The organism is Falsiroseomonas algicola, from assembly GCF_011040385.1.
Classification (GTDB): Bacteria; Pseudomonadota; Alphaproteobacteria; order Acetobacterales; family Acetobacteraceae; genus Falsiroseomonas; species Falsiroseomonas algicola.
Genome location: NZ_JAAIKB010000002.1, coordinates 532,549 through 559,399 on the forward strand (window position 1 = coordinate 532,549; position 26,851 = coordinate 559,399).

Sequence of the window (26,851 nt, forward strand, 5' to 3'; positions counted from 1 at the left end):
GCGTGGCAGGCGGGGCGTCATCGCTGGAGTTCCAGGATCTCGCGCCCGGCCGCCGGGCGGAGATCACGTGTCTCATGGATTTGGACGCGATCGATGCCTTTGCGGCCGTGACCGGCGACCGCAGCCCCTTGCATCTCGATGCCGCCTTCGCAACATCCCGCGGGTTCGCCGGCCGCGTGGCGCATGGGGCGCTGCTGGTCGGCTATGTCTCGCAGCTGGTGGGCATGGTGCTGCCGGGGCGGAACGCGTTGCTGCTGGGGGTGAACATGTCCTTCGTCGCGCCGGTCATCGCCGGCACGCGCGTGACCGTGGCGGGCGTCGTGGACCAGGTGTCCGACGCCGTGCGGTCCGTGGTGTTGAAGATCGAGGCGCGGGACGAAGGCGGCGCCGTCGTGGCGCGGGGGAAGGCGACGATCGGCTTCACGCAGGAGGTCGCGGCGCATGGATGACCAGCTCGACCTCATCCTCGTCACGCAGTCCAACGTCGTGGACTACGAAGGCTTCGGCAATCTGCCGCTCGACCGCAGCGACCTCTACAAGCACCTCGTCTATCCGCGGATGGTGCTGCATGAGGGGCGGTTCCGCTCCCACCTCGACTACATCAACCGCCGTGTGCATGGCCGCTACTTCGACCAGGGCACGATGGCGCAGCGGCGGGAGATGCTGAATATCTGGAACCTGCCCTCCATGGCGGGTGTCCACCTGATCAACTACCTCGCCCAGTTCGGCTACCGTGTCCGCGTCATCAACAACCTCGACAGCGAATGGGACTGGTTCGAGGAGGCCTATCGCAACTGCCGGCGGCCGCCGCTGGTGGGCATCTCCTCCACCTTCTACCTCTCCTGGAAGGAAGTGGGCGGCGTGGCCAAGCGGCTGCGGGCGCTGGACCCGGAGATGGACATCGTGCTTGGCGGCGCCTTCGCGAATGCGGAGACGATCAACGGCGACCCCGCCGCCTTCGCGCAGCGCATGCGGCGCTACGGCATCCGCTACGTGCTGCATGCCTTCAATTCGGAGACCGATCTGCGGGACCTGCTGGCGGCACGGCGGGGCAAGGCCGCGATCGATGCGGTACGCAACCTGGCGCGCATCGATGGGAAGCTGGCGGGCGGAAGCTTCGAGCTGGGCCCGAAGGTGTGGAACGAGCCGCTGCTGTCGCTGAAGGATTGTCCGCCGACCTGGGACCAGCACCATCTGCCATTCCTGAACCGGACGATCCAGATCCGCACCGCCTCCGGCTGTCCTTTCGCCTGCGCCTTCTGTTCCTACCCCACCACGGCCGGGCCCTGGCAGACGGTGGAGGCCGACCATGTGCGGGCGCACCTCGACAGCCTGATGCGCATCGGCACCATCGACCGCATCATCTTCATCGATGATACCTTCAACGTGCCCCCCCACCGCTTCCGCGAGCTGATCAAGATCTTCGCGGAGTACCGCTTCGAATGGTTCTCCTTCCTGCGGGTGCAGTATGTGGATGACGAGGTCGTCCGCATGATGAAGGATAGCGGCTGCAAGGGCGTGTACCTCGGCATCGAATCCGCCAGCGACAAGGTGCTGCGGAACATGAACAAGCGCGCGACGTCACGGCAATTCGCCGAGGGCGTGCAACTGCTGAACAAGCACGACATCGACTACCTCGCGGCCTTCGTCCTGGGCTTCCCGGGCGAGGATGACGGGACGATCCAGGAAAATATCGACTTCATCCGCGACAACGGCGTGCGGTTCTATTCCCTCAAGGAATTCTACTACATGCCCCACACGCTGGTGCATGAGAAGCGCGCGGAATACGGCCTGACCGGCATGGGCAACAAATGGTCGCACGCGACGATGAGCCACGAGCAGGCCTCGCGCATCAAGCTGGAGATGTTCCAGGCGATCGAGAGCACGCATATCGATCCCGATACCTCGCTCTGGTACATGGCGTACCTGTATGACCAGGGCTACGACTTCGGGCAGATCCGCCAGTGGCAGGCGGAGATCAATGCGCTGATGAAGCGCCAGCTGGCCGCGGGCAACCTCGCCGCGCTGCCAGAGGCTGCGGAGTTCACCCAAGCTGCCGAGTGACCTGCCGCCGGCCTGGGACCTCGTCTCGCCGGTCTTCCTGCTGATCGCGGCGGCGCTGGTGCTGGCGCGGCGCGCGCGGGCGGTCGCCTTCGTCGCGGGCGGGCTGGCGCTGGTGGCCTGGCTGGCGCCCACGCCGGCGGCGATGCTGCCGGTGCCGGCCATGGCGCTGGCGGGCTGCGCGATGCTGCGGCCGGTCGCGCGGCGGCCCGGCCTGCTGCCCGCGTCCATCGCGGCGCTGGTCGGGCTGTTCCTGCTGGTGCGGGAGGTGCTGCCGGCGCTGGGCTGGCTGCCGCCGATCGGGCTCGGGGGCAGCATCGGGCTGTCCTACGTCATGTTCCGCCTGGTCCAGCTGCTGGTCGATGCGGCGGAAGGCGAGGCGTCGGCGGAGGCGCCGTTGCTGTCCCTGCTGGCCTGGCTGCTCTTCCCGCCGAGCTTCCTCGCTGGGCCGATTGGGCGGGCGCAGGACTTTCTCGAGGATTTGGCGGCACCGGCGGCCTGGCCCTCGCGCGATGCCTGGCTGCGCCATGGCGCGGGAATCGTGGGTGGGCTGTTCGGGGTGGTGGTGCTGGCGGCGGGGCCGTGGTGGGTGTTCCGGCAGGGGTTGGCGGCGCCGGGTGCGGTGGGGCTGGCGGCCGCGGCGCTTGGCTTCGCGGCCTGGCTCTGGATCAGCTTCGCGGGGTATTCGCGGCTGGCCGTCTCGCTCGCCGCGCTGATGGGCGTGCGGCTGCCGGAGAATTTCGACCGGCCCTGGGCGGCCGAGACCATGCTGGCCGTGTGGTCTCGCTGGCATATCAGCCTGTCCGACTGGTTCCGGCTCTATGTCTTCAATCCGCTGCTGAAGATGCTGCTGGCGACGACCGGCGCGACGAAGCAGGCGCATTGGCTGGGCGCGATCGCCTATGTCGTCACCTTCCTGCTGATGGGGCTGTGGCATGGCATCGGCTGGCGCTTCGCCCTTTACGGCCTGCTGCTTGGCGTCGCGGCGGGGGTGAACAAGGCGGCGCAGACGCTGCTGGCTCGGCGGCTCGGCAAGCAGGGCTATGCGGCGCTCAAGCGGCGGCGGGACTATGCGCTGGCATCATCGGTCGGCGCGGTCGGGACCTTCGTCATGGCGCTGATGTTCCTGTGGCTGCCGGCCGAGGCCGTGTCCCTGGCGATCCTGCCGGCGGCGCTGATCGTGGCAGCGGTGCTGGCGACGGTGTTGCCGGCCGGCCGCGTCGTCGCGGATCGCGCCGCGCTTCGGATCGAGGCCCATCGCGGGCAGCTTGCGGCCATGCAGCTGGTGGTGCTCGTGGCGGCGCTCGCTCTCGGGCTCTCACCGCCGCCGCTGCTTTATCAGTTCTTCTGACGCTCAGCCCGGCTTGCGCGCCGTGGCCAGCACGTAGTCATAGGCGTTGTAGACCTTCTCGTGGCTGAAGCGCAGCGAGAGCTTGTAGGGCATGCGCGCGATGGGGTGGAAACGCTGCAGCATCTCTGGGTCCGTCGCCATGAAGTGGTGCAGGCCGGGATAGACCTCGTGCCGGATGGAGCGGACCTCGACATCCGTGAAGCCGGCGGCGCGCAGCTTGGCGGCGTAGCTGGCGCGGTCGTCGGCGTTCGCTTCGGGCACCGCGTATTTCTGCATGAAGAACTTCCAGTTGAAGTCCTGCACGCGGCGGCCGAAGGTGCCTGCTTCCGGGTCATTGCGGATGACGTCGGCCAGCGAGAGCCGCCCGCCGGGGCGCAGCACGCGCATCGCTTCGGCGAAGAACTGCTCCCGCGTGTCGAAGTGGAAGGCGCATTCGACGCCGAGCACCGCATCGGCGCTGGCATCGGGCAGCGGCATGGCGGTGGCAGAGGCCTCCAGCAGCGTGATGCGGTCCGCCATGCCGGCCTCCGCCACGCGCTTCTGCCCTGTCAGCACCTGGGATGTCGTGACGTTGAGGCCGGTGATGGAGCGCGGCGCCAGGCGCTGCATCCAGAGCATGTCCTGGTCGGCGAAGCCGAAGCCGACATCGACGACATCCATGCCGGGCCCGACGCCGGCGCTTTCCGCCACCAGCATCGCCATGGCCTCGCAGGCCTCGTCGATGGTCTTCGCGTCCCGCCAGTAGCCGAGGTTCAGGTAGAGCCCGCGCTTGCTGAAGGAATGGGTGGAGACGAGTTCGTAGATGTCCCGCGCGCTCATGCGCTTGAAGGGCGTGTAGAACCAGAGGATGTAGTCGAGCGCTTCGCGCAGCTTGCCACGGGCCGGGATGGTGGTGCTCATGCCGCATCGATCCGAAGGGCGAGGAGTGGCTTGTGCGTGGCATCGAGTGCCAGGGCGGTGCAGGCCCAGCTGGCGGGGTCGCCGGCATCGGTGAGTGCGAGGCCGGCCTCGGCGGCGGCGTCCTCCAGCGCGGCGGTCATGTAGCCGGCTTCCAGCATGCAGAAATCCTCCGACAGCGCGCCATAGACGGGTTCGATCGCGGCCATCTGCGCGACGAGCAGCAGCAGCGGCGCCTCGCCTACCGGGCGCGGGGACAGGGGCGCCAGGGCATGCGCCTCCGGGTCGTGGTAGTGGCAGCCGGGCGGCAAGCCGGGCAGGCCAGGCGCAGGCACGGAGAGGTAGGCCTGCACGGGATAGAGCGTGCCGGCGGAGGCGTAGCGGTATTTCGGCAGCGGGCCCGGCCGGCTGGCCAGGACGCCGAGCAGCCGGCCGAGGCTGTCGCTCGACAGGTCAGCCACGGCCATCCTCCGTGGCCAAAGCGAATTCCTGAGCAATGAGCGCCATCATCTCATCCTCCGACATGCGCATGACACTGGCCTCGATCTCGTCATCCGGGGGTGGCGGGGGTGGGGCGGGACGCGGCGCGGCCTCGGCGGGCGGGGCGTCCAGGCCGAGCTGTTCCGACAGATGCGCGGCCAGTGCCTCCACCGTCGGATAGCTGAAGAGCAGCGTCGCCGGCAGCGTCAGGCCGAGCCCGTCGCCGAGCGCCTTCCGCAATTCCAGCGCCATGAGGCTGTCGAGGCCGGCATCGCTGAGCGGCTGGTCGAGGGCCAGCGCCTCCCCGCTGCCGACGCGCAGCACGCGCGCGGCTTCGGCGGCGATGAAGCCTGCCAACGCATCGCGGCTGGCGCGGGGATCGGCGCCGGGGGCGGCGGCGCGCGGACGGGGCGCGGCGGTGCGGGGCGGCGCCACGGCGGCGAAGAAGCCCGGCACGGCGGCGCCATAGCCCGCGAGGAAGCGCGGCCAGTCGATGGCGGCGACCAGCAGGCGCGGCTTGCCGGAGGCGATCGCGCGGCCGAGGGCGCCGAGCGCATCCTTGGGCGCCATCAGCGCCGCGCCGGCGGCCGTCAGCCGCGCGCCGGCCGGCGTGGCGGCGACGGCGCCGGCCTCGCCCCAGGCGCCCCAGTCGATGCAGAGGCCAGGCAGACCGCGCGCCTGGCGCGCATGGGCCATGGCGCCCAGCACCGCATTGGCCGCGGCATGCGCGCCCTGGCCGGCATTGCCGATCAGGCCCGCGGAGGAGCCGAAGAGGACGAAGGCGTCGAGCGCCCGGCCCTCGGTCGCGGCCTCCAGGTTCATCGCGCCCTGCACCTTGGCGGCGGCGACCTTGGCGAGGTCCTCCGGCCCGAGGCGGAGGATGGCGCCGTCGCTGAGGCTGCCGGCGAGGTGGAAGACGCCCCGCAGGGGCGGGCCCTCCGCCTCGATCGCGGCGAGGATGCGCCGCACCGCATCGGCATCGGCCACGTCCCCGGCCATGACGTCGCAGCGCGCCGGCAGGGGCGTGCCGGCCGCGGGACGCCGCGCTAGCAGCACGACGCGCTCCGCCCCGCGGGCCAGCAGCCATTCGGCCAGCAGCGGGCCGAGGCCGCCGAGGCCGCCGGTGACGAGGTGGCTGCCGCTGGTCGCGAAGCCGGGGCCGGGCGGCAGCGCCACGCGCTTCAGTCGCGGCACGTGCCAGGCGCCGTCCCGCCAGGCGGCCTCACGCTCGGCTTCGGGCGGCGGGGGCGGGGCCTCGCCGGGCGGCAGGTCCAGCAGGCGGAGGTCGAGTTCGGCGTGTTCCAGCGCGACGACGCGACCCAGGCCGATGATGGCGGCAAGGTCTGGCCGCGTGACCGGGCCGATCGGCTGGGCGCCACGGGTCAGCAGGTGCAGCGCCGTGGGTTCGGTGGCCGACGCGGCCTGCTGCGCCGCGGCCAGGGCGTCGGCAGCGCTTGCGGGTTCGACGACGCGGAAGGCGCGGGCGGCGCGGGGCGCGCGCGCGATGGCGATGGCCTGGGCGCCGCCGGGGGCGGGCACGACCTCCACCGCGCCGAAGCCTTCCGCCAGCACGGCATGCCAGGCCTCCGGCGCCAGCAGCGGGTGGTCGGGGCGGAGCGTGGTGTCGGCGAAGCGCCACCAGCCCGGGGTGGAGCCGAAAACCAGGTCCGCCCAGTTGCTGCGGCGGCAGGCCTCCAGCAGCAGCAGCGCACCGCCGGGGGCGAGAAGGCTGGCGGCGTGGCGCAGGCTGTCGCGGATGTCCCGCGTGGCGTGCAGGACGTTGCTGGCGACGACCAGGTCGAAGCTGCCTGGCGCGAAGCCCTGGGAGTCGGGCGTGCGTTCGATGTCGAGCGGCAGCGCGGCGGCGATCGCCGTGCCGAAGCGTGCGGTCGCGGCATCGAGGAAGCCGGCGGAGATGTCGGTGAAGGTGATGGCGAGGCGGTCGGTGAGGCCGGCCTCCGCCAGCGCCGCGACCAGCGCGCCGGTGCCGGCGCCGATCTCCAGCAGGCGAAGCTTCCGGCCTTCCGGCAACGCCGCGATAGCCTCCCCGATCGCGGCGACCAGCATGGCGTTCAGCATGCGGGCGAAGGGCGGGTCCGCGTAGATGGAGCCGCCATCGCCGAAGATCGCGGCCAGGGCATCGGCCTCGCCGCGCAGCACGGCGGGGAGAGCGGTGCCGGCGCGGCGGGCGAGGCCGATTTCCATGCGGTCGCCATGGCGGGCGGTGAGGTCAGCGGCCAGCGCATCGGGGTCGGCGGCGGCGCCCTCCGCCATGGCGGGGAGATGGCGGTGCAGGCGCGCGAGCGCGGGTGTGACGGCGGCTTCCGGCACCGCGGCGCGGGCGCGGGCGGCGTAGCCGGCGGCGAGCGATTCGAGCGCCTCTGCGAAGCCCGGCTCCTCGCGGGGTGCGGTGGCGGAGCCCGCGCGGGCGGCGGCTTCGCCGAGGGGCGGGATGCGTGTCTCCGGCGGCAGCGCGACCCACTCGACCTCATAGGTCCAGCGGTCGGAGGGATCGGCGCCGCCGGCCTCGATCCGGCGGATGGTGAGGCCGGTGACGGTCATGACGGGCGCGCCGTCGGTGTCGATGATCTCGACATCGCCGGTGGCGACGCCGCCGCCGCTGGCCGGGCGCGCGCGGACCCAGGCACGGACGGGGCCAGCATGGGGCTTGTGCAGCACGACGGCATCGATGGCGAGGGGCAGGAAGGCGCCGGATTCGCCCTGGCCGCTGAAGGTGGCGCCGAGCGCCTGGAAACAGGCATCGAGCAGCGCGGGGTGCAGCGGCGCGATGGCCGGCGTGCCTTCCGGCAGCTCGACATCGACGATGGCTTCGGAGGCGCCGCGGAAGACGCGGCGGATGCCGCGGAAGGTCGGACCGAGGGTGATGCCGCGCTCCGCCAGCATGGCGTGCAGCGCGGCGGCGCCGCCTTGCTCCTCGACACCGCGGGTGGCGAGGGCTTGCGGGTCCTGCGTCGCGGGGGCCGCAGGGGCAGGCGCGAGGGTGGCGGCGGCGTGGCGCGTCCAGGTGCCGCCGGCATCGGCATGGAGGGAAACCTGGTCGCCCTCCACCAGGACCTGCACGGCGCAGCCGGTGGCGGGCAGCTTGAAGGGGGCGGCGAAGACGATGTCGCGCAGCGCCGTGCCGCCGCTGGCGGCCAGAATGGCGACGACGTGGCTGGCGCCGGGGACGATGAGGTCCCCCATCACGACGTGGTCGGCCAGGAAGGGCAGGCGCTGCGTGTCGAAGCGGGCCTGGGCCAGGCGCGTGCCGGTGGCCAACGCGATGGGCGCATCGAGCAGCGCGGCGGCTTCCTGCGCGAACCAGTAGCGCTGGCGCTGGAACGGATAGGTGGGCGCGGAGGTGGCGCGCGTGGGGTAGGGCTGGTGGAAGGCGGGCCAGTCGATCTCCGCGCCGTCTTGCCAGAGGCGGGCCACGCCCTGCATCGCCGTCGTCCAGCCGCGCGTCGCGCCATCCTGTCCGGGCCGCGCGCGGGCCAGGGAGGGCAGCGTGACCAGGGCGGGCAGGGCCGCGCGCGCGAAGCCGGACAGCATCGGCAAGGCGCCGAGCTCGACGGCATGCGTGACGCCCATCGCGGCCAAGGTCGCGAGGCCCTGCGCGAAGCGGACGGGCTGCCTCGCATGGGCGCGCCAATAGGCCGCGTCGTGCCGCGCGACGACGCTGCCCGCGAGGTTGCCGATGACGGGGATGGCGGGCGGGTTGTGCGGGATGGCGCGCGCCTCCGCTTCCAGCGCGTCCAGCATCGGGTCGAGCAGGCGCGAGTGGAAGGCGTGGGAGACGGCGAGGGGCCGCGCCTCCAGCCCCGTTTTCGCCAGCGCGGGATCGTCGAGCAGCGCGGCGATGGCGGCCTGCGGGCCGGCGACGGTGATGGCCTCCGGCCCGTTCTCGCCGGAGAGTTCCAGCGCGGGGTGGCGGGCGAGGATGGCCTGGCCATGGGGGCCGAGCACCGCGGCCATGGCGCCGCCGGCCGGCAGCGCCTGCGTCAGGCGGCCGCGTGCGGCGACGAGGCGGGCCGCATCCTCCAGCGCGAGCACGCCGGCGAGATGGGCGGCTGCGTATTCGCCGAGGCTGTGGCCGAGGAGGGCCACGGGCTCCACGCCCCAGCTTCGCCAGAGCGCGCCGAGGCCGGCGGAGAGAGCGAAGAGGGCGGGCTGGGCGATGTCGGCGCGGGCGAGGGCGGCGCCATCCTCGAAAAGGCGGGCGAGCGGCGCGGGCAGGCCCATCACGGCGTCGCAGCGGTCGAGCACGCGGCGGAAGACGGGCGCGGTCTCGGCCAGGCCGCGGGCCATGCCGGGGAAGGCGCTGCCCTGGCCGGTGACGAGGAAGGCGATGCGCGGACGGCCGGCGGTGGTGGCCTGCGCTACGGACAGCGCCTGGGCGGCGGAGGCGGCATCGGACGCGACGATGGCGATGCGGCGGGGGAGCGCGGCGCGGCCGGTGGCGGCGGTGCGGGCGAGTGCGGGGAGGTCGGCGCCCGGCGTCGCCAGCGCCCCCTGCCAGCGCGCCACCAGCGCGGTCAGCGCGGCGGGATCGCGGGCGCTGAGGGGCAGCACCTGCGCGGGCCGTGGATCGACCGCGGGCTCGGCCACGGGTGCGGCGCCGAGGACGATGTGGGCGTTGGTGCCGGAGAAGCCGAAGGAGCTGACGCCGATGTGGCGGAGCGGCGCGGCTTCCAGCCGCGTCGGGACTTCGATCTGCGCGCCGCTGAGGTCGATATGCGGGTTGAGACGGGTGAAGTGGAGGCTCGGCGCTACCTGCTGGTGGCGGAGCATGAGCACGGCCTTGATCAGGCCGGCGATGCCGGCGGCGGCCTCGGTGTGGCCGATATTCGTCTTGGCGGAGCCGACGGCCAGCGGGCGCGCACGATCACCGGCGAAGACGCTGCGGAGCGCATGCATCTCGATGGGATCGCCGAGCGCGGTGCCGGTGCCATGGGCCTCGATCGCGTCGATGTCGGCGGGCGACAGCGATGCGTCCGCGAGCGCCGCGCGCAGCACGGCTTCCTGGGCGGGGCCGGAGGGCGCGGTGAGGCCGGCGCTGCGGCCATCCTGGTTCACGGCGCTGCCATGGATGATGGCGAGCACGCGATCGCCCGCCGCAACCGCATCCGACAGGCGCTTCAACACGACAACGCCGCAGCCCTCGCCGCGGACATAGCCATCGGCCGCCGCGTCGAAGGTCTTGCAGCGCCCGTCGCCCGCCAGCATGCGGGCCTTGGAGAAGCCGATGGTGAGCTCGGGCGACAGCGTCGCATTCACCCCGGCCGCCAGCGCCACCTTGCACTCCCCGCTGCGGAGCGCGCGCACCGCGAGATGCGTGGCAACCAGCGAGGACGAACAGGCCGTGTCCACCACCATGGTCGGCCCCTGCGTGCCGAGCGCATAGGCGATGCGGCCCGCGGCAATGGAGGGCGCATTGCCGAGGCTGGCATAGGCATCGATCCAGCCGAGATCCCGCTGCCGGCCGAGCAGCGTGCCGTAATCCGCCGTGCTGAGGCCGACGAAGACGCCCATCGGGTGGCCCGCCAGGCGATCCGGCGCGATGCCGGCATCCTCCAGCGCCGCCCAGGCATTCTCCAGCAGCAGGCGATGTTGCGGGTCCATCGCCTCGGCCTCGCGGCGGGAGATGCCGAAGAGCGCGGCGTCGAAGCGGTCGATGGCGTCGAGGAAGGCGCCCCAGCGGCTGCTGGCGCGGCCCGGCGCATCGGGATCGGTGTCGAACAGCGCGGCGCCGTCCCAGCGATCCGGCGGCACCTCCGTCACCGCATCGCGGCCCTGGGAAAGCAGCTGCCAATAGGCGTCCGGGCCTTCCGCGCCGCCGGGGAAGCGGCAGCCGATGCCGATCACGGCGATGGGTTCGCGTGCGGCGCGGCCGGCGGCCTCCAACTTCCCTTCCAGGTCCTGGATCATGGCCAGGGCGCGGCGGACCGCGCTGGCTTCGCGGGCGGCTGTGTCAGTACCCGGCATGGGCCAGCTTCCGTTCGAGCAGCAGGAGCATCGCGTCGTCGTCGTCGGTGGGGGCTTCGGCAGGCGGCGGTGGCGGCGTCTCGGCCCGCGGCGTGGCGCCGAGGCCGAGTTCGGCGGAAAGATGCGCGATCAGCGCCTCCGCGCTCGGATGGTCGAAGACGAGCGAGGCGCGGAGCGGCCTGCCGATGGCGGCGGAGAGCGTGTTGCGGAGCTCCACCGCCATCAGGCTGTCGAGCCCGAGTTCCGCCAGCGGCCGCGCGCGGTCGAGCGGCGTGTCGCCGAGGCCGAGGATGCGCCCGATTGCCTCCGCCACCGCATCGGCCAGCGCGTCCCGCTTCGCGCTGCCGATGGCGGCGGCAAGCCTTTCCTGCAGCGCAAGGCGCGGCGGCGGCGCGGCGGCGCTGGCGGTGGAGACGGCGACCTCCGCCAGCCCCGCCGACAACGCGGAATCGAGCGCGGCCAGCGCGGCCTCCGGCGACAGGCCCGATCGCCCCTCCGCCATGCCGGCGCCTTGCCAGGCGCCCCACTGCACCAGCGTCGCGGGCTCGCCCCGGGCGCGGCGGCGCGCGGCGATGGCGGAGAGCGCGGCATTGGCCGCGGCGTAGTTCGCCTGGCCCGCGGAGCCATGCAGCGCCGCGAGGGAGCCGAAGAGCACGAAATGCTCGATGGGATGCGCGCTCGCGATGCGGTCCAGCGCCTCCGCCCCCGCGAGCTTGGCGGGGAAGGCGGCGGCAAGCCTGTCGCGATCCAGCCGCGCCGCCGTCGCGTCATGCAGCGCGCCGGCGAGGTGGAAGATGCCGCGGAGCGGGTGCTTCAGCCCGGCCAGGGCGCGGCGCAGCGCGACGGGGTCGGCGATGTCGGCGGCGACGACGCGGATTTCCGCGCCCTCGATCGCCACCTCGCCGGGGTTGCGCGCCAGCAGGACCAGATGCCGCGCGCCGCGCGCCACGAGCCAGCGCGCCAGATGCTGGCCGAGTGCGCCGGTGCCGCCAGTCAGCAGATAGGTCGCATCGCCGCGGAAGAGGCTGCGCGCCAGCGCCAGCTTGCCGATGTGCCGTGCGGCCTGGATGCGGCGGAGCGCCGGCGTGACCTCCGCGAAGGGCCAGCGCTCCACGGGCAGCGGCGCCAGGCCGGCTGCCAGATCGTCGCACAGCGCTTCCAGCATCTCGCCGACCCGGGCGGGGTTGGAGAGGATGAGGCCGTCCAGCGCCACGGGGCGGTAGCGGATGTCGGGGCGGACCGCCTCGACCCGGTCGTTGTCCCAGATCTCCGCCTTGCCGATCTCGAGGAAGACGCCGCCGGGCTTCAGCAGGCCTAGCCCGGCCGGGATGGCGGGGCCGGTCAGGCTGTTCAGCACGACATCGACGGGCGCGGCGGCGGCGAAATCCGTGCCGCGACTGTCATGGATTTCCGCGATGCCGAGTGCGGCGAGATGCGCGCGCTTGGCAGGGCTGCCGGCCGTGGCGACCACCGTCGCACCGACCGCGCGCGCCACCGCCACGGCGGCCAGGCCGACGCCGCCGGTCGCGGCATGGATCAGCACGCGCTGGCCGCGCTGCAGCCGCGCCACTTCAAGCAGCGCGAGGCGCGCGGTCAGCCAGGCGACGGGCTGCGCCGCGGCCTCCGCGAAGCCGAGGCCTTCCGGCAGCGGGCGGACGAGCCGGGCATCGGCGACCACATGGCTCGCGAAGCAGCCCGGCGCGATGGCCAGCACGGCATCGCCGGGCGCCAGGCCCGCGACGCCCGAACCGATCGCCGTGACGAGGCCCGCGCATTCGACGCCAGGCGCCCCGCCATCGCCGGGATAGACGCCGAGCAGGTTCATCACGTCGCGGAAATTGATGCCAGTGGCGGCGATCTCGATCTCGACCTCGCCGGGTCCGGGCGCGGGGCGGGCGGCGCGGTCCCAGCGCAGCGCCTCCAGCGAGGCATCGGCGCCGCGGGCCAGGAAGAAGGGCGCGGGGCTGGGTGGCGGCGTCGGCCGGGTGGCGAGGCTGCGGGCCGTCAGCGTGCCGTCGCGGAACGCCAGCACCGGCGGGGATTCGGCCGGGATGGCGGGGGGCGTGGCGCCGGCGGGCAGGTCCAGCAGCACCGGGCGCAGCTCGGGGTGTTCCAGCGCCAGCGTCGGGACCAGCCCGGCAAGTGCGGCCTGGGCGGGGCCGGCCTCCAGCGTCGCCAGCACGGCGAGGCGGGCGGGGGCGGCGCGGGCGGCTTCCAGCACGCGCCAGGCGGCGGCGACGGCATCCGCCTCCGCCCGCAAATCGATCCAGAGCGGCGTTTCGGTGCCCGGGGGCAGCGCTTCCCACACCGTCTCCTGCACCACCGTGCCGGGGCGCGCGACGGCGAGCGCCAGGCCCTCGCAGAGCGCGACAGGCGCGCCGGCGGCGTCATAGAGCACGATCTCCGCGCGATCGGGCGCGGAGAGGCGGAGCGCGGCGTGGCGCGGCGTGCCGCCCAACAGCGTGAAGCGCTTGAGCCCCTGCGGCACCAGCGCGTCCCGGCTATCCGGCGGCAGTGCGGCGGCGAGCGCCTGCCAGGCGGCGTCCAGCACGCAGGGGTCGATGCGGAAGCCGGGCTTGCCCTCCGCGAGTTCCGCCACCGCCTCCCCATCCCCGGCCCAGAGGGCGCGGAGCCCCCGGAAGGCGGGGCCATAGGCGAGGCCCGCCTCGGCGAAGCGGTCGTAGAGCGCGGCGATGTCGATGGCGCGCGTGCAGCGGGCGCGGGCTTCGGAGAGCGGGGGCGCGAGCGCCGCGCCAGGCTGGCCGGCGCGGGCGGTCGAGACCGTCTCGAAGGCGGCGTCGGGGTCCTCGGCGGCGGCGGAGAGGGTGAGGGCGCCGTCCTCCAGGCTCGTCTGCACCACCGGCGTCTCGGCGGGGGCGAGCAGGCGGTCGAAGGTGACGTCCTCCAGCACCGCGGCTGCTTCCGGCGGCAGGGCGGCCAGCAGCATCTCCACCATGGCGGCGGCGGGCAGCACGACGCGGCCGGCCAGCGCGTGGTCGGCAAGCCAGGCGGGGCGGTCCGGGGCGAGGTCGGCCTCGAAGAGGCGTTCGCCGCGACGGCTGCGCAGGCGCCGGCCGAGCAGCGGATGGGCGCTGGGCGGCAGCGCGGCGCGGAGCGGCTTCGCCCAGTGGCGCTGCCGGTCCCAGGGCGTCAGCGGCAGGGCGATGCGGGCACCGGATTGCGGCGGCAGCTCGGGATGCGGCGCGTTGCTCGGCACGGCGGTGGCGAGCGCCTCCGGCGTCTCCGCCAGCACCCACCAGGGATGGCGTGCGCGGCCCGTGGCGGCGCTGGCGGCGAGCGCGGCGAAATCGGCGCCCGCGTCCAGCCGCGCCTGGTAGGCGGCGATGAGGCGCTTCAGGCCTGCCTCGCTGCGGGCGGTCACCAGCAGGCGCGGCGCGGCTGGCGGCGGCGGCGCGGGTGGTGGCGCGGGGGGCGCTTCCAGCACCGCATGGGCATTGGTGCCGGAGAAGCCGAAGGAGCTGACGCCGATGTGGCGGAAGGCGACCGGCGCGCGCGCCACCGGCACGCGCAGATCGACGCCGCCGAGATCGATATGCGGGTTGAGCGTGCCGAAATGCAGGCTCGGCGCGACCTCTCCCTGGCGCAGCATCTGCACCGCCTTGATGAGGCCCGCGATGCCGGCCGCCGCTTCCGCATGGCCGATATTGGTCTTGACCGAGCCGACCAGCAGCGGCCGGTCGCGCCCCGGGCCGAAGACGTTGCGCAGCGCATGCATCTCGATCGGGTCGCCGAGCGCGGTGCCCGTGCCATGCGCCTCGATCGCGTCGATGTCGCCGGGCACGAGGCCCGCATCGGCCAGCGCGGCGCGGATCACCGCTTCCTGCGCGGCGCCGGAGGGCGCGGTGAGCCCGCTGCTCCGGCCATCCTGGTTGACCGCGGTGCCGCGGATGACGGCGAGGATGCGGTCGCCCGCTGCCTCCGCGTCGCTCAGCCGCTTCAGCACGACGATTCCGCAGCCATCGGCGCGGACGAAGCCATCCGCACGGGCATCGAAGGCCTTGCAGCGTGCATCCGGCGCCAGCATCGACAGGCCCTGCAGCGCGCTCGTCGTGCCGCTGCCGAGCGCCAGGTTCGTGCCGCCCGCCAACGCCATCCCGCATTCGCCGCGCCGGATCGCCTGCACCGCCAGGTGCAGGGCGACAAGGGAGGAGGAACAGGCGGTGTCCAGCACCAGGGCGGGGCCGTTCAGGCCGAGGAGATAGGCGATGCGGCCCGCCGCGATGCTCGGCGCGCCGCCGGTGCCGGCGAAGGCCTCGGCACCCTCGGCGCTCGCCGCCAGCTGGGCGTAGTCGTAGTTGCAGAGGCCGATGAAGACGCCGGTGCTGCTGCCGGCCAGGCTGTCCGCGGGGATCAGCGCATCCTCCAGCGCCTCCCACGCCACTTCCAGCAGCAGGCGGTGCTGCGGGTCCATGAAGGGGGCCTCGCGCGGGGCGATGCCGAAGGCCAGCGGATCGAAACCTGCGACATCGGGCAGGTAGCCGGCTGGCGGGCCGGCCAGGTCCTGCGGGCCGAGGCTGCGGCCCTCCGGCCGGTCGGTGATGCCGTCGCGACCTTCCGCGAGAGCCTGCCAGAAGGCGTCGGGGTCCTCGCCGCCGGCCGGGAAGCGGCAACCCATGCCGATGATGGCGATGGGCTCCTCGCTGGCGGTCGCCCGCGCGGGCGCGGTGACCGGGGCGGGGGCGTCGCCAAGATGCGCGGCCAGCGCGGCGACGCTGCTGTGGTCGAAGAGCAGCGTGGCGCTCAGCGCCCCGCGGCCGAGGCGCGATTGCAGCCGGTTGCGGAGTTCCACCGCCATCAGGCTGTCGAGGCCGAGTTCGAAGAGATTCGCGCGGCGGTCGAGCGCCTGGCCCGGCGGCACGCCGAGCACGGCAGAGGCCTCCGCGGCGATCAGGTCCGCCAGCGCGGCCGTGGGGGCGGCCTGCGGCGTGGTGACCGCCGCGGCGGCGACGGGCTTTGCCAGTGCCCAACCGCGCAGCGATGCCGGTGGGCGCGTGGCCGCAAAACTCGCGAGGAAGCGCGGGCGGTCGATCGGCAGGATGGCACTCGAGGCCTCCGGCGTGGCGAGCGCCCAGTCCAGCAGCGCCTCGCCGGCCTCGGTCGGGATGGTGCCGAGGCCCTGGGCCGCGAGACGGTCGATCAGCGCCGCATTGCCGGACTGCGATCCGATGTCGCGCCAGAGCCCCCAGCCGAGGCTCGTTGCCCGGCCCCCGCGGGCGCGGCGCGCAGCGGCCAGCGCATCCAGCCCGGCGCTCGCCGCCACATGCGCGGCCTGACCCGCCTGGCCGAACAGGCTGACGGCGGAGGAGAACAGCAGGAAGAAGTCAAGGTCCGGGAAGGCGGCGTCGAGGTCCCGCGCGGCCTCGAATTTCGGCGCCAGCGTCTTGGCGAAATCGGCCGGCGTGGCCTGGGCGAGCGTGGCATCCGCCAGCGTGCCGGCGGCGTGGACGATGCCGCGGAGCCGTGGCAGGCGCGCGATCAGCGCGGCGCGGGCGGCGGCATCGGCGAGGTCGCAGGCTTCCAGCACCACAGTGGCGCCGGCATCCCGTAGCGCCTCCAGCCAGCCGAGGTCGTCGGGGATGCGCCGGCCCGTCAGCACCAGGTTACGCGCGCCGCGCCGCACCAGCCATTGCGCGGCGAAGCGGCCAAGGCCGCCGAAGGCGCCGGTCACCAGGATGGGACCGTCCGGATCGATCGCGGCGGGTGGGCCATCGCTGGCAGGGCCGAGGCGCGGTACCAGCACCTCGCCGTCTCGCATCACGATATCGGGCTCGGCCAGTTCCACGTCGAGGCACGCATCGCCCTCGCCATCCACCAGGCGGATATCGAGTTCGGGCCGTTCCAGCCGTAGCGTCCGCAGCATGCCCCAGAGCGCTGCGCCGTCGGGGTCCGTGGGGGCGGGGCCCTGCGCACCGCGTGTCCGCAGGGTGATGCGGCGCTGGTCGGGCTTCAAGGATTGCACCGCCGAGAGCAGGGCGGCGCAGCGCGCCTCCGCCGGGCCGCCGGGGTCGGTGAAGATCAGCTCCGGCGCTGCGTGGCGCGCGATGAGGAGCGTGTTGCCGGGAAGGCCCATGCTGGCGAGCGCCTGGAAGCCGAGGCGTTCCAGTAAAGCCAGCCAGGCGGGGGTGGTCAGGAGGGGGTGGTCAGGGCGGAGCGCCGTATCGGCGAAGCGCCACCAACCCTCGGTCAGGCCGAAGACCAGGTCCACCCAGCCGCCGGGGGTGGAACCGCCCGCCGGGGATTGGGGATTGGTCTCCAGCAGCAGCAGGCGGCCATTCGTCGCCAGCAGGGTGGCGACATGGCGCAGCGCCACTTCCAGATCCCTTGTGGCATGCAGGACATTGGCGGCGATGACGAGGTCGAAGCCCGCCTCCGGCATGCCTTGCGCGATGGGATCGGCCTCGATGTCCAGCACGGCGAAATGCTGGGCGGGGATGGTCCCGCGTGCGCGTTCCACCAGCGAACGGCCGATATCGGTGAACCAGTAGTCGATGCGGGCGGGGTCCAGCCGGGCCAGGATGGCGGCGGCAGTGGCGCCGGTGCCGGCGCCGATCTCCAGCACGCGCAGGCGGCCGGTGGGTGGCGCCGCGGCGTCGGCCGCCGCAGCCATGGCGTGGTTTGCGGCGGCATAGGCGGGGCTGTCGCGATAGATGGCCGCCACGCCATCACCCTCGAACAGCAGCTTCAGCGGATCGGCGATGCCCCGCAGGACATCGGGCAGGGCGGTGCCGCAGCGGTCCAGCAGCACGGCTTCCGGCGTCGGGGCGGGGCGTGGGGCGTCTGCTGGCAGCGGCCGGGCGGCGAGGCGCCCGAGATGCGCGAACAGGCGGCGGTGGCGGGGCGCAACCTCCTCCGCCGTCAGGGCAGCAATGGCGGCGCGGGCATGGAGCGTGGCGGCGCCTTCCAGCGCCTCGCGATGGGCGTGGTCGTCCAGGCCCTGGCACAGCGCCGTGAATTCACCGAGGGGGTGCGTGCGGCGCACCCAATTGATGGCGTGGCACCAGCCGCGCCAGGCTTCCGGCGCGGCGGCGAGGCGAAGGCCCTCCACGGCGGCAAGCACCGTGCCGTCCTCGTCCAGCAGCCGGATATCGGCGGTGGTGACGCCGCGGGCATCGCCCGTGATGGCGGCATGCGCCCAGCAGGTGGCGCCGGGCGCGCGCGGGGCACGGGCGTAGCGGGCGGCGCCGGCGGGCAGGCGGGCCGCGCCGCCGCTGCCCATGGCGATGGCGCCGGCCGTGCGCAGCGCCGCGTCCAGCAGCACGGGGAAGGGGGCCGGGCCGAGCTTCGCCAGCGCCTGGCCGCGGCCGCGCCACAGCGCCTCGATGCAGCAGTAATGCGGGCCGAACTCGATGCCGGCCTCGGCGAGCCAGGCGTGGAAGGCCCCGGCGTCCAGTGCTTCCGCGCAGGCGGCGCGGAGCGGAGCGAGGGGCTGGTCCGGCAGCGCGGCGGCGGCGGCGGCGGCGGCGCGGGCGGTGGCGTGGCGATCCCAGCCCGCATCCTGTTCGGCGAAAAGGGCGAGTTCCTCCCCGGCCACGACCTGCACGCGGCGCGGCACGGTGACGGGCAGCGGGCGATCCAGCGTGATGTCGGTGAGGGCGCCGCCCTGGCCGGAGGCCTCGGCCGAAGCCCGCAGGCGTTCCAGCATGTCGGCCGCGGGCAGCAGGGCGGTGCCGCGCACGCGATGGTCCGCCAGCAGCCGGGCGCCGGGCATCAGCAGCGCCTCGAAGACCGGGGCCTGGCCGGCCTGGGTCAGGCGGCGGCCCGGCAGCAGCTCGACCTCGTCGAGCCAGAAGCGCTGGCGGTCGAAGGGATGGCCCGGCAGGTCCACGCGGCGGCCGGGCGGCGCGGGCAGGTCGGGGATCGGCGCGTCGGAGGGTTCGGCCGTGGCCAGCGCCTCCACGCTGTCGGCCAGGATCCACCAGGGCAGGCGCGGGCGCGCGACGGCGGCGGTGTGGCAGGCATCGGCGAAGCTGAAGGCGCCTTCCCGCAGTTTCGTCAGTGTCGCCGCCGCCATCGCGCGCAACGCCGCCGGGGTGCGGGCGCTGAGCAACAGGCGGGGTGACTCTGCTGCTTCGATCTCGCGCGCCGGCACTTCCGGCGGTGCTTCCAGGATCAGATGCGCATTGGTGCCGGAGAAGCCGAAGCTGCTGACGCCGACGCGGCGGAGCGCGGCCGGTGCGGTCGCGACCGGCACCTCGATCGCGGCACCGCCGAGGTCGATATGCGGGTTGAGGCGGGTGAAATGCAGGCTCGGCACCACCGCCTGGTGGCGCAGCATCAGCGCGGCCTTCACCAGCCCGGCGACGCCGGCCGCACCCTCCGCATGGCCGATATTCGTCTTCACCGAGCCGACGCGGAGCGGCGTTTCGCGCGCTGCGCCGAAGACATCGCGCAGCGCCTGCATCTCAATCGGATCGCCGAGCGTGGTGCCGGTGCCATGCGCCTCGATCGCGTCGATATCGGCCGGCGCCAGGCCGGCATTGGCCAGCGCCGCGCGGATGACCGCTTCCTGCGCCAGGCCGTTCGGTGCCGTCAGCCCGCTGCTGCGGCCATCCTGGTTCACCGCGCTGCCGCGGATGACGGCCAGCACGCGATCGCCATCGGCCAGCGCGTCATCGAGGCGCTTCAGCACCAGCACGCCGCAGCCCTCGGCGCGGACGAAGCCGTTGGCGCCGTCATCGAAGGCGCGGCAGCGTCCATCGGGGGAGAGCATGTGCAGCCGGTCGAGCGTTGCCGCGCCCCAGGGCAGCAGCGTTAAATTCACGCCGCCCACCAGCGCCAGCGAACACTCGCCCGCCCGCAGCGCCTGCACCGCGAGATGCGTGGCGACGAGGGAGGAGGAGCAGGCGGTGTCCACCACCAGCGCCGGCCCCTGCAGCCCGAGCAGATAGGCCAGCCGGCCCGCCGCGACGCCGGGCGCGCCGCCGGTCGCGGCGTAGCCTTCCTCCGACATCGCGGCCGGGTCGCCAATGCGGGCGTAATCCGCCGTGCAGCAGCCGAGATAGACGCCGGTCGCCGTGCCCTCCAGCCGGTCGGGCGAGACGCCGGCATCCTCCAGCGCGCGCCAGGCGGCTTCCAGCACCAGGCGCTGCTGCGGGTCCATCGCGGCGGCTTCGCGGGGCGCGATGCCGAAGAAGGTCGCGTCGAAGAGGTCGATGCCGTCGAGGAAGCCGCCCTGCGCGGTACCGCCCTCGGCCGGCGCGGCCCAGCGATCCGGCGGCACGGGGCGCACGGCATCACGGCCTTCCGCGAGCATGGTCCAGAAGGCGTCAGGATCCTCGGCGCCGGGGAAGCGGCAGCCCATGCCGATGATGGCGATGGGCGCGCGGAAGCGGGCCTCGGCGGCATCCAGCTTCTCCTGCATCCGTTGCAGCAGGCGGACGGCCTGTTCCTTTACCTGCCGGTCGGTGCTCATCGCGCCTCCTCCCCCAGCAGGGCGGCGAAGCCGGCCAGGGCGGCGTCGAGTTCCTCGTCGGAGGCTTGCGCCAGGTCGTCCGGCGCCTCGACCGCGTCGGGCTTCGCGGGCGCGGCCTTCGCGGCGGCGCCGAAATGCGTGACGGCGAGATGCTCCGCGATGGCGGCGATGCTCGGGTGGTTGAAGAGCAGCGTGGCGGGCAGCGCGACGCCGGCCAGGCGGGAGAGGCGGTTGCGGAGCTCGAGCGAGCCGAGGCTGTCGAGGCCGTATTCCTGCAGGGCGCGCTTCGGGTCGATCGGGCCGGGTAGGGAGAGCAGCCCCGCGCATTCGGCGGCGACGCGGTCCCGCAGCCAGGCGCGGCGATCCTCCGGCGGCATGTCGGGGGGCGAGGGATCGGCTGCAGGCGGCGGCGCCGGCGCCACGGGCGTGTCGAGCAGGTCCCGCAGCAAAGGCGGCGCGCCGGCTTCCCGCAGCGCCTCCTCCCGCAGCGGCAGCACGGCGGCCTGGGGGAGCGACAGCGCCAGGATCTGGTCGAGGGCCTCGAAGGCTTCGGTGGCGCTGAAGTCACCCATGCCGGCGGCGGTCACGTCCACGCCGCGCGTGGCGGCCGCGCCGATGCCGCGCCAGGCGCCCCAATCCACCGCGACGGCGCCGATGCCCTCGGCCGCGACGAGGCGCAGCGCGGCATCGAGGCCGGCGCTGGCGGCGGTGTGCGCGGCCTGGCCGGCGGAGCCGAACAGCGCGCCGGCGGAGGAGAAGCCGATGAGCAGGTCGAGATGCGGCCATTCGCAAAGGATGGCGGCCAGCCCTCCCCGCTTCGGCGCCGCGACGCGATCGAAGGCACCGGGGGCGAGGTGGGCGGCCAGCCCATCCTCCAGCAGCCCCGCCGCATGGATCACGCCGCCGATCGGTGGCAGGCCGAGGCTTGCCGCGCGGGCGGTGACGGCGGCCAGTGCCGCGCCATCGGTCACGTCGCCCAGCACGAGGTCGGGCGCGGGATCGCCCCGCCGCGCCAGGCGCAGCACGCCGCCGGCCCCGCGGGCGCGCAGCCACGCCGTGATGGCGGGGCCAAGCCCGCCGGCGGCGCCGGTGACGAGGTAGGTGCGATCCCCGCGGATGGCGCGCGGCAGGTCCGGGATGGCGACGAGCTTGCCGCGATGCTCCGCACGCAGCATGGATTGCAGCGCGGCCGGCGCGGCGGAGAGCGGCAGCGTCGTGACGGGGGGCAGCAGCGAGGGATCGGCCGCGACGGCGGCCAGCAATTCCCGCAGCAGGGTGGCGAAGACCGGTGCCTCCACCTGGTCCAGCGCCACCACGTGATAGGCGATGTCGGGACGGCGCACGGCGATCTCGGCGGGGCTCGCGATGCCGAGGCGACCGATCTCGATATAGGTTCCGCCGGGGCGCAGCCGATCCAGCGCGGCGTCGCGAAGGGCCGCGGGCAGGGCGCCGAGCACGACGTCGAGCGGCGCGGTGGTGGCAAGGTTGGCGCCGCGGGAATCCAGCACCTCCGCGATGCCCTCGGCGCGCAGGGCGGCGCGACGCGCCTCGCTGCCGGCGGTGCCGATGATGGTGGCGCCGGCGGCGCGCGCGAGGCGGAGCGCGATGCTGCCGACGCCACCCGTCGCGGCATGGACCAGCACGCGCATGCCAGGGCGGAGCGGTGCCAGGTGGCGCAGCGCGTGCCAGGCGGTGACGCCGGCGATGGGCAGGGCAGCGGCGCGGGTGAAGGACAGGCCGCGCGGGAGGGGCAGCACCAGCCGCGCATCGGCGACGAGATGCGTGGCCAGCGCGCCGGGCGCGACGGCGAGGACCGCATCGCCCTCGCGCAGGCCGGTGACGCCCTCGCCGAGCGCCATGACCTCACCCGAGGCCTCGCCGCCGAGGCCTGGGCCGATTGCAGGGACATGGCCGGCGGCGGTCAGCGCATCCTTGAAGTTGAGCCCGGCGGCGCGGATGCGGATGAGCACCTCGCCCGGACCGGGGCGCGGCGGATCGCGCGGGGCGAGGTTGAGCGCGGGCGTGAGGATTGCCGGGCCCGGCAGCGCGGCGGGCTGTGGCCGGGCAAGGCGCGCCAGGTGGCGCTGGCCCTGGCGCCAGGCGACGCGGTCCTCGCCGTCCTGAAGCGCGGCCTCGATGGCCAGCGCGCCGGCGTCGTCGGTGCCGTCGAGATCGACGGCGCGGGCGGCGAGGCCCGGATATTCGCGGGCCAGCGTGCGCAACAGGCCGCCAAGGGCGGCGGCATCGGGGGCGAGGATTTCGCCGGGCGCCACGGCCTCGGCCCCGCGCGCCGCCAGCAGAAGGCGCGGTGCCTCGGGCCGCGCGGCCAGCGCATCGGCCAGCGCGACCAGGGCTTCCGGGGCGATCGGCGCCTGGACGATGGCGCCGGCGATGGGCGCGGTGGGCAGCGCCGCGCCGGGCGCCAGGGTAACCCAGGGCAGGGCGGCACGCGTCGCGGTGATGACGACCTGCCCGCCGGCCTCCGCCACGACGATCCGGCTGTCGAGGCCGGCTTCCCGCAGCAACGCGCACCAGCGATCGGCGGAAACCAGCGGATGGTCGGGGCGGAGGTCGTGGTCGCTGCGGGTCGTCCAGCCCTCCGTCAGCCCGAAGGTGATGTCGAGCCGCGCGAGCGGGCCCGTGCCTTCCACCAGCAGCAGCCTTCCGCCGGCCGCCAGCAGCGCCACGGCGTGGCGGATGGCGGCGCGCAGATCGGGCGTGGCATGCAGGACATTGGCGGCGACGACCAGGTCATGCGCGCCGCAATCGATCCCCTGCGCGGCGGGATCGGCGGCGATGTCGAGCCGCGCCGTCTCCACCCCAAGCCGGCGTGCAGCGGCGTCGAGGAAGCCGGTGCCGATATCCGTGAAGAGGTAGCGGGCGCCGGGCAGGGCGGCGCGCAATGCGGTGGTGGTGGCGCCCGTGCCGCCGCCGATCTCGATCACGCGGCGCGCGCCCTTGGCGACCGCGGCGGCCACCTCGTTCAGGTGGCGGGCGAGGGGGCTGCCGCGATAGGCGCCGTCCGGCCTGCCATCGCCGAAAAGCAGGTCCAGCGGATCACGTCGTCCGGCCAGCACATCGGGCAGCGCCGCGCCGCAGCGGGCGACGAGCTCGATCTCCGCCGCCTGCGCCGGGAATTGCCGGGCGAGGGCGGCGCAGCCGGCTGCCGCGTCCCCGGCATCGGCCGCGGCGGCGTGCGGCGCCAGCAGGGCGCGCAGCGCGGGCCGCGTCGGGTTCGGGACGGCGGCCAGCGCATCCCGGGCGAAGAGGCGGGCGAAGCGCTCCAGCGCCTCATGCGGCGCGGTGAGCGCCGGGTCCGTGGCGGGGCGCCAGCCCAGCGTGAAGAGGAGGCGGGAGGTCGTGCCCCCCGCGCGCCGGCAGGCGACGCCGCGTGCTTCCGCCAGGACGGCGCCGGCGGCGTCGAGCCAGAGGACATCGCCGCTCTTGGTCTCCAAGCCGTCCTCGGTCAGCCGTGCGACGACGCGGCGGCAGGCGGCGACGGGCGCATGGATCGCGAAGCGCGCGATGGCGGCGGGGCGGAAGCCGAGGCCGGCGTCGCGCACCGCGGCGCCCAGCGCCTGCAAGCCGGCATCGAGGATCGCGACCTCCTCGCTGTCCTCGGCGATCGCCGCGACGACGCCATCGGCGCCGCGTTCGAGGCGGGTGATGCGGCGGAAGGCAGGGCCGAAGGCGAGGCCGGCCTCGGCCAGGGTCTGGGCCCAGGCCTCGCCCTCGATCATGTCGGCGGGCGTGATGTCGAAGGCCGCGGCGGGTTGTGCCGCCGTGCCGGCTCGCGCCTCGGCGACCTGGCGCCAGCTGCCCTCGACCTCCGCCATCAGGCGGAAGCGCCCGGCCTGGTCCTGCCAGAGCTGGATCGCGCCGGCGGCATCGAGCGGAAGGGGCGCGGTGAAGGCGAGGTCGGCGAGGGTGGCGGCGCCGGCTTCCGCCAGCAAGGCGAGGTGCCAGGCGCCGGGCAGCAGGGCGACGCCGTCCACGACATGGTCGCGCAGCCAGGGCTCCGGCGTGGCGAGGCGCAGCGTTTCCCCGGAAGGCAGCGCGATAGGAGTGCCGAGGCGCGGCGTCGCGGCCCAGTGGCGGCGGCGCTGGAAGGGATAGGCGGGCAGGTCCACCGGCAGGCCCGGCTCCGGTGGGGCTTCCGGCGGCAGGTCGCTGGTGGGGGTCGCGCTGGCCAGCGCCGAGGCGCTGTCGGCCACCAGCGCGAGCGGCAGGCGCGGGCGGCGGGCGGCGGCGGCGGCGATGGCGGCGAAATCGGCGCCCGGTTCCGCGAGGCGCGCGGCATAGGCGGCGCGCAGTGCCTCCAGCGCTGCCGGGTCCTTCGCGGTGATCACGAGGCGTGGCCGGACCTGGCGCGCGATGGCGCCACGGGCCGGCGCGGCGGCGACCACCGCATGGGCATTGGTGCCGCCGATGCCGAAGGAGCTGACACCACCGATGCGGCGCTCCGTCCAGGGCCGCGCCTCGGTCGCCAGGCGGAAGGGCGTCTGCGACCAGTCGATGCGGCGGGAGGGTTCGGCCGCGTGCAGCGTCGGCGCGATGCGGCCTTGTTCCAGCATCAGCACGGTCTTGATGAGGCCCGCGACGCCGGCCGCCGTTTCCGTGTGCCCGATCGCGCTCTTCAGGCTGCCAAGCGCGACGCTGCCCGGCGCGGCACCGCGGAAGGCGGCGGCGAGCGCCGCGACCTCGATGGGGTCGCCGAGCGGCGTGCCGGTGCCATGGCCTTCCACATGCCCGACCTCGGCGGGCGTGATGCCGGCGACGCCCATCGCCTCCGCGATCACGGCGGCCTGGCGGTCCTGGCTCGGCGCGGCGAAGCCGACCTTCTGGCTGCCATCGTTGTTGACGGCGGTGCCGAGGATGATCGCGCGCACGCGGTCGCCCGCCGCATCCTCTGCCCGCTTCAGCACCACCAGCCCGCAGCCGCTGCCGAAGATGGTGCCGGCCGCGCCCTCCGCGAAGCTGCGGCAATGCCCGTCCGGCGAGAGCATGCCGCCTTCCTCATGCCGGTAGCCGACGCGATGCGGCACGCGGATACTGACGCCGCCGGCAATGGCGACGTCGCATTCGCCGGACAGCAGGCTCTGGCAGGCCAGGTGCACGGCGACGAGGGAGGAGGAGCAGGCGGTCTGCACCGCGATGGCCGGGCCCTTGAGGTCGAGCCGATAGGCGAGCTGCGTCGCCGCGTAATCCTTGTCGTTCCCCGCCATGGCGAGGAGCTGGCCCGCGCGGCTCGGGCCCTCGATCCGGCCGCGGAGGCGGAACAGCAGGTAGGTGCTGATGGCGCTGCCGATGAAGACGCCGACCTGGCCCTCGGTGCGGCGCGGGTCGCAATGCGCGTCCTCCAGCGCATGCCAGGCGGTCTCCAGCAGCACGCGCTGCTGTGGGTCCATCAGCGCGGCCTCATGCGGGGCCATGCCCCAGAAGCCGGCGTCGAAGCGGTCGATGCCGTCCAGCACCGCGGCGGCGGGGACGTAGCGGGGATCGTCGATCGCGGCCGCGGGCACGCCCTCGCCCAGCAGCGTCGCGCGGTCGAGGCGCGTGATGCCTTCGTGCCCGTTCGCGAGCAGCGACCAGAGGGCGTGCAGGTCCGGCGCGCCGGGGAAGCGGCCGGCCATGCCGATGATGGCGATGCCGCTCATCGGCGCTGGGCCGCGCGGCGGCGCGCGGCGCGGTCGAGCCCGCCCTGCACCGCGCCCTCCGCTGCCTCCCCGGCCAGGGCACCGGCGATGGCGGCGATGCTCGGCAGGCGGAACAGGTCCACGACGGAAAGGCGGCTGCCCATGCGTTCCGCCAGCAGGCGCTGGAGGCGCACCATGTGCAGCGAGGTGGCGCCGGCATCGAAGAGGTTGCGCTGCGACGCGACGGCCTGGCCGAGCGCTTCCGCCACCAGCGCGGCCACGCCGGATTCGGTGGCGCCCGCGGGCGCAGCGGTCTCCTGGCTCGGCGGCTTCAGCGCGGCGCGGTCCACCTTGCCGTTGGCGCTCAGCGGCAGCGATTCCAGCAGATGCAGGTGGCGCGGGACCATATAGGCGGGCAGCAGCGCGGCGCAGTGTTCACGCAGTGCGCCGGCCAGGTCGATGCCCGCGACCTCGGTGGCGGGCACGCCGCAGGCGAAGGCGTGCAGCACCGGCGCGCCATCCTTCAGCAGCAGGCCGATGGCGCAGAGGCCGAGGCCCTGCGCCTCCGCCGCCTGCATCATCCGCTGCCCGGCGCGCCCGGCGGCGAGCAGCGCGGTGCGGCTGCGCGGCGCTTCCAGCAGCAGCAGCGCGCCGGCGGCGGCCGCGACGCGGGCGGTGGCGGGATCGGGGATGGCGATGCCGGGCCAGCCGGCCTCCGCCCGGTTCAGCACGGTCACGGGCATGCCGGCGGCCGCGACCACCGCTTCCAACGCGGCCGGCGGCGGCGTGGCCTCCGTGAAGCGGCGGATGGTGCGGCGGGTGTCGTAGCTCTCCTCGCTCGCGCGATGCGGCAGGGGAAGGCGCGCGGTACCGTCTCGTCGCAGACCGGGGCGGCAGAGGACGCGGCGCGCGCGGTCCCAGGATTCGCGACGCGGTGCGACGAAGGCGTGCAGCGCCTTGCCACCGGGACCCTCCACCACCGTCGCGCAGGAGGCGGCGACCTCGGGG

The 26,851-nt window shown here is 74.5% G+C and carries 9 protein-coding genes; 3 read left to right on the forward strand and 6 right to left on the reverse strand.

Going from position 1 to position 26,851, the window contains the following annotated elements; translation table 11 throughout:
- Positions 1–74: 74 nt before the first annotated feature.
- From G3576_RS07755 to G3576_RS07765, 3 genes are read left to right on the forward strand one after another with little or no spacing between them, the layout of a single operon-like run.
- Positions 75–449 (forward strand): MaoC/PaaZ C-terminal domain-containing protein, encoded by a 375-nt coding sequence (locus G3576_RS07755; protein WP_164693774.1) that lies wholly within the window; start codon positions 75–77, stop codon positions 447–449.
- On the forward strand, positions 442–2,064 hold the full coding sequence (locus tag G3576_RS07760; protein ID WP_164693776.1) for a radical SAM protein: 1,623 nt from the start codon (positions 442–444) through the stop codon (positions 2,062–2,064). Before G3576_RS07755 ends, G3576_RS07760 begins: the two co-directional genes overlap by 8 nt.
- 58 nt (positions 2,065–2,122) lie before the next feature.
- Positions 2,123–3,412, forward strand: coding sequence for an MBOAT family O-acyltransferase (locus tag G3576_RS07765; RefSeq protein WP_164693778.1), 1,290 nt, complete (start codon positions 2,123–2,125; stop codon positions 3,410–3,412).
- 3 nt (positions 3,413–3,415) lie between these two features.
- On the opposite strand, the gene G3576_RS07770 is transcribed toward G3576_RS07765, so the two are convergent.
- From G3576_RS07770 to G3576_RS32775, 6 genes are read right to left on the reverse strand one after another with little or no spacing between them, the layout of a single operon-like run.
- Positions 3,416–4,312, reverse strand: coding sequence for a methyltransferase domain-containing protein (locus G3576_RS07770; protein ID WP_164693780.1), 897 nt, complete (start codon positions 4,310–4,312; stop codon positions 3,416–3,418).
- Positions 4,309–4,770, reverse strand: coding sequence for a nitroreductase family protein (locus tag G3576_RS07775; protein ID WP_164693782.1), 462 nt, complete (start codon positions 4,768–4,770; stop codon positions 4,309–4,311). The genes G3576_RS07770 and G3576_RS07775 overlap by 4 nt, the downstream gene beginning before the upstream one ends.
- A complete protein-coding gene (locus tag G3576_RS07780) occupies positions 4,763–10,774 on the reverse strand; it encodes a type I polyketide synthase (RefSeq protein ID WP_164693784.1) in 6,012 nt (2,003 codons plus the stop codon). The genes G3576_RS07775 and G3576_RS07780 overlap by 8 nt, the downstream gene beginning before the upstream one ends.
- Positions 10,761–20,207: an SDR family NAD(P)-dependent oxidoreductase gene (locus G3576_RS07785; protein ID WP_164693785.1), complete on the reverse strand. Its 9,447-nt coding sequence runs from the start codon at positions 20,205–20,207 to the stop codon at positions 10,761–10,763. The genes G3576_RS07780 and G3576_RS07785 overlap by 14 nt, the downstream gene beginning before the upstream one ends.
- On the reverse strand, positions 20,204–25,864 hold the full coding sequence (locus G3576_RS07790; RefSeq protein ID WP_164693786.1) for a beta-ketoacyl synthase N-terminal-like domain-containing protein: 5,661 nt from the start codon (positions 25,862–25,864) through the stop codon (positions 20,204–20,206). Before G3576_RS07790 ends, G3576_RS07785 begins: the two co-directional genes overlap by 4 nt.
- Complete coding sequence (locus tag G3576_RS32775; protein WP_456237331.1) at positions 25,861–26,586, reverse strand: phosphopantetheine-binding protein; 726 nt, start codon at positions 26,584–26,586, stop codon at positions 25,861–25,863. The genes G3576_RS07790 and G3576_RS32775 overlap by 4 nt, the downstream gene beginning before the upstream one ends.
- Positions 26,587–26,851 lie beyond the last annotated feature (265 nt).

What these genes read in the sequence shown, in the direction of transcription:
- G3576_RS07755 (WP_164693774.1), top strand. Translation starts at nt 75, where the DNA reads ATGGATTTGGACGCGATCGATGCCTTTGCGGCCGTGACCGGCGACCGC.
- G3576_RS07760 (WP_164693776.1), top strand. Translation starts at nt 442, where the DNA reads ATGGATGACCAGCTCGACCTCATCCTCGTCACGCAGTCCAACGTCGTG.
- G3576_RS07770 (WP_164693780.1), bottom strand. Translation starts at nt 4,312, where the DNA reads ATGAGCACCACCATCCCGGCCCGTGGCAAGCTGCGCGAAGCGCTCGAC.
- G3576_RS07780 (WP_164693784.1), bottom strand. Translation starts at nt 10,774, where the DNA reads ATGCCGGGTACTGACACAGCCGCCCGCGAAGCCAGCGCGGTCCGCCGC.
- G3576_RS07785 (WP_164693785.1), bottom strand. Translation starts at nt 20,207, where the DNA reads ATGAGCACCGACCGGCAGGTAAAGGAACAGGCCGTCCGCCTGCTGCAA.
- G3576_RS07790 (WP_164693786.1), bottom strand. Translation starts at nt 25,864, where the DNA reads ATGAGCGGCATCGCCATCATCGGCATGGCCGGCCGCTTCCCCGGCGCG.
- G3576_RS32775 (WP_456237331.1), bottom strand. Translation starts at nt 26,586, where the DNA reads ATGCCCGTGACCGTGCTGAACCGGGCGGAGGCCGGCTGGCCCGGCATC.